We start from the raw sequence: 4,502 nt of genomic DNA on the forward strand, positions 1-4,502 counted from the left end.
AGTAACGGGGATGTATTAGAAGTTACAACTTCAAAAGAATGTGAGGGCATTTATGCCAAAACGATTACTTTGTTTGATTTGGTTAAAGCGGTTCCAAATCCTACAGACGGTCCGTTCGACGTTTATTTACCAACTAATGACAGCTCAGTAGAAATAGGAATTTATACTGTTACAGGAACATTAATTTCTAAATCGGTTTATACCATTGAAAATGGTAAAGTACATTTAGATTTAGGAAAAGAAGCTGCCGGAGTTTATTTTGTCAGAATACAATCGAATCCTTTAGAGACAATTAAAATCATTAAAAAGTAGTTTGCGATATGAAAAAAATAAGTTTAATTATATTGAGTTTTACACTATTTTCTTCTTGTAGTAGTGGTGGAGATGAGGGCGATGCCCAAACTCCACCGACTATTCCAGGTTTAGTTTATCCAACAAATAATTTAGTTTGTATAAACAATACCGTTGAATTTACTTGGAATGCTTCATCAGATGCTCAAAATGATGCGATTACTTATCAACTGGATGTTGCCACAGATAATGCTTTTACTAAAAATGTAGTTACTTCAACAACTACCTTGCTTAGTAAGTCATTGTCTTTAGAGAAAGGGAAGTTTTATTATTGGCGAGTGAAAGCCATTGATTCAAAAAATAAATCAGATAAATACACAGCGGTATATACTTTTTTTACTGAAAGTCAGGGGATAGTAAATCATTTACCATTTATACCAGAAGTAAAGACACCGGTTTTGCATTCTAATGTTTCCGGTAGTTCAGCCATTTTAAGTTGGACAGCAGTAGATGCCGATAACGATAATTTGTCGTATGATGTGTATTTAGGAACTTCAAATCTCCCGACTCAAAAAGTAGCTTCCGATTTAACAACAGCTTCTTATGCAGCTTCTTCATTAACAACAGGAACAAAGTACTATTGGAAAATTGCTGTTAAAGATGGTAAAGGAGGAACTACAATCGGTCCGGTTTGGGATTTTACAATGCAGTAAGTTTTTACGTCCTGATTTTTTTATAAATATTTTTTAAATAAAAGATGTTTGATATGAGATTATCCAAATTATAGGACGGTCTCATATCCTCTTGCGATAGATTCAAAAGATAGGTAAACGATTTTTAAGATATGTTTTTTGATTTTCTAACGATTATTTTTTTATGTGTTTGTTTTTTGTAAAATACTGATTGTTATTTGTTTGAGTTTGTTTCTCTCCTGATATATATAAACTTAATTTATCACTTAATGAAAAAAAAGATCTATTCATTTTAATTATATAACAATAATTCTACTATGTATGAAAAGAAAAATTAAAATAAAGCTTGTATTTATTGCAGGTATAATTTTTTGCGGACTGGGGTTCGCACAGAATCCAAAAGTCAGAATTGACAAGAATATGGCTTATCAGAAAATTACCGGATTTGGAGGATTTGTAAATAGTCCACAATTTGGTTATAACCATATGTCACCAGCAGAAATTCAAAAGGTTTGGGGCGCAAATAGTGAGGCAGGTTACAATATTATGCGTTTGTATATTCCTGAGAATAAAAATAGTTGGAATACTGTGTTAGCTACTGCGCAACTTGCAAAATCTATGAGGCTTACTATTTTTGCGAGCCCTTGGACAATGCCGGCGGAATGGAAAACTAATAACCATATTAATGCAGTATATGTTGATGCTGATGGTGTTCAACAGATAGGATATTTAAAGCCAGAACATTATCGAGATTATGCCTTATATCTGGACGATTTTGTAACGTATCTTAAAAATAATGGGGTAGAACTGGATTACATTTCTGTACAAAACGAACCAGACGAGAAGGCATTGTATCATGGATGTATATGGACTCCTGATCAGATTGCTACTTTTGTTAAAGATTATGGACATCTTATTAATTGTAAAGTAATCGCACCGGAGAGTGTTGGCTTTTCAGATAATTATGCAAATGCCTTTTTAAAGCCTGAAGTAATGGCTAATTTTGAAGTGTATGCAGGACATCAGTATGGTGGAATGCAGTCTGTCTATAAGCAATTTCAGAATTACAACAAACAAATCTGGCAGACAGAGTATCTTATTAATTGGAATTCTTCCAGTAGTACTACACCTAGAAATTTTGATTGGAATACAGATGGTTTTTCTTTCGCTAAAAGTGTAAATGATGCATTATTAGGAAATGTAAATGCCTGGATTCATTATGCTACCAAACGTTTTTACGGATTGATGGGTGATGGAACTAATGGTTCTCTTGATGGTGAAATTACTAAAAGGGGTCGTGTTCTTCAGCAATTAGCTAAAAATGTTACCGGAAAGACCAGAATCGATGCAACATGGACAGATGAAGGTGTTTTAAAAGGATCTTCATATATTTCTGAAGATGGAAATAAAATTGTTTTGTTTGTATATAATACGGCATCTACTTCTTCTACGCTAACTGTAGATTTGCCTTTTTATACAATTTCAGGAACAAAAACGGTTACAAATGCTATGAGCGATTATACTATTTCTAATCTTGTTTATGATGAACAAACTTTTCGTCCTGTTGTAACTGTGGATGCTTCTAGTGTTATCACTTTTGTTTTTAATAAAAATAGTGACAGACCACAATCGAATATGATTGGGGAAGATATTCATTATAATAAGATTGATGTTCAGCCAACTTCTAACGTTTCATTTGGAACGACTTATAAAATTAGTGGACAAACTAAAACATGGTCTAATCCAAATCCTTTATTTAGTTCAAATACTAACGCAACAAATGGTTATATTGTTTTGGATGACAGATATACTAAATTAATAATGCGTGTGAATAGTGCAACGTCATCCGCTAATCGCTATTCTGACAATACGACACTTATCTATGTAAACGCCGCAGGAGTTGTAAAAAGTAAAAATTACGGACGAGTAACTTTTCCTGCAACTGGTAGTTTTGATATTGTCTTAGACATTTCGACAGCAACATTGACTGATGGAATTAAAGGAATTATTAGTCTTACGAATTCTAATTATAGTTCGGTACTTACGATGAATTTTGGAGATGTATATTTGAATATTGGTAACGAAAAAGCTTCTAAATTTTCAGGAGTTTATTCTGATGGCGATAGTAGTTTATTAGATGCTTTATCAAATAGCTACAGTACTTCTCTTGATTTACGTGATGTCACGGTAATTCCTCAAAGTAAAAATTGGTATCAACTAGCTGCAAATAAGAACAGTATTTATTATGTGCCTCAAGGTTATACAGGGCTTACAACGAATGTTATTGCAAACAATAATGCAAATTTACTCTCACTAGCTGATCAAAGTGGTGATTTTAGTGTTCCATTTAATTTTAATACCACGTCAGCTACTTACACAGGAGTTTTTGCAGGGTACAGAACTTTGACATTGCCCTTTGAAGCATCTATTCCGACAGGAGTTATTGCTTATAATATGGTTACTTCATCTGCAAATGTTTCTTGTACATCAATTAAAAACGGAATTATTCCTGCTAACACCCCCGTTTTAATTAGTGCAAACGGAACTTTTACTTTTACGGGAAGCGGAGCTGTTTCAACTCCTAAAAATCTCACAGTTAATAACTTTGTTCCTGTGTATATCAGCTATAAATCTCCTGTGAAAAGTTATATCTTCAAGATAGTTAATGGTGTTTCTGGATTTTATTCTGTAACGGCTTCTTCTCTTTCAGATATGAATCCATTTACTGCATATATCACTTTTGAAAATTCATATACAGCAGAAGTTCTCCCTCTTAAATTTGATATTTCAGATGATAGTGATGGTGATGGTGTTCTAAATAATTTAGATTTATGTCCAAACACCCCAATAGGTCAGTCAGTTAATGCTTCGGGTTGTGCTTTGGGACAATTAGATGATGATAGTGATGGGGTACCAAACAATATAGATATTTGTCCAAATACGCCAACAGGTCAAAGTGTAAATGCTTCAGGTTGTGCTGTAGGGCAATTAGATGATGATGGTGACGGAGTTAAGAACAGCGTTGATTTATGTCCAAATACACCAACAGGTCAGGCAGTAAATGCTACAGGTTGTGCTCAAAGTCAATTGGATGATGATAATGATGGCATAAAGAACAATGTTGATGTATGTCCAAACACACCAACAGGTCAAACAGTAAACGCCACAGGTTGTGCTTTGGGACAATTAGACGATGATGGCGACGGTGTTAAGAACAGTGCTGATCTTTGTCCTAATACACCTAGTGGTCAGGCAGTCGATACTAATGGTTGTATAGCTTTAGGTTCAACAAATTATTCTATTGAAGCAGTTGGAGAAAGTTGTCCAAATAAGAACAATGGTCAAATCACCATCACAGCCAGTCAGAATTTGGCATATTCAGCAACTGTTAACGGAACCTCTAAAACTTTTGCTAATAAAATTTTAGCCTTAACTAATCTTAATCCGGGTACTTATGATATATGTATTGATGCTTCGGGAACAATTGCAAAACAATGCTATTCTATAGTAATTCCTGCA

The 4,502-nt window shown here is 34.0% G+C and carries 3 protein-coding genes; all 3 read left to right on the top strand.

Features of this window, described 5'->3' with window-relative positions; genetic code table 11:
• Nucleotides 1-312 (top strand): T9SS type A sorting domain-containing protein (locus tag IEV84_RS16330; protein ID WP_188495859.1); only part of this gene is annotated, 312 nt, incomplete at its 5' end.
• Nucleotides 313-320: 8 nt separating this feature from the next.
• On the top strand, nt 321-1,004 hold the full coding sequence (locus IEV84_RS16335) for a glycoside hydrolase family 78 protein (RefSeq protein WP_188495861.1): 684 nt from the start codon (nt 321-323) through the stop codon (nt 1,002-1,004).
• Between the two features lie 300 nt (nt 1,005-1,304).
• On the top strand, nt 1,305-4,502 hold a 3,198-nt coding region (locus tag IEV84_RS16340; protein ID WP_188495863.1), incomplete at its 3' end, for a thrombospondin type 3 repeat-containing protein.

The organism is Flavobacterium palustre, from assembly GCF_014639535.1.
GTDB classification, from domain to species: Bacteria; Bacteroidota; Bacteroidia; order Flavobacteriales; family Flavobacteriaceae; genus Flavobacterium; species Flavobacterium palustre.

Coding starts and splice junctions, on each gene's coding strand:
- IEV84_RS16335 (WP_188495861.1), top strand. CDS start 321: ATGAAAAAAATAAGTTTAATTATATTGAGTTTTACACTATTTTCTTCT.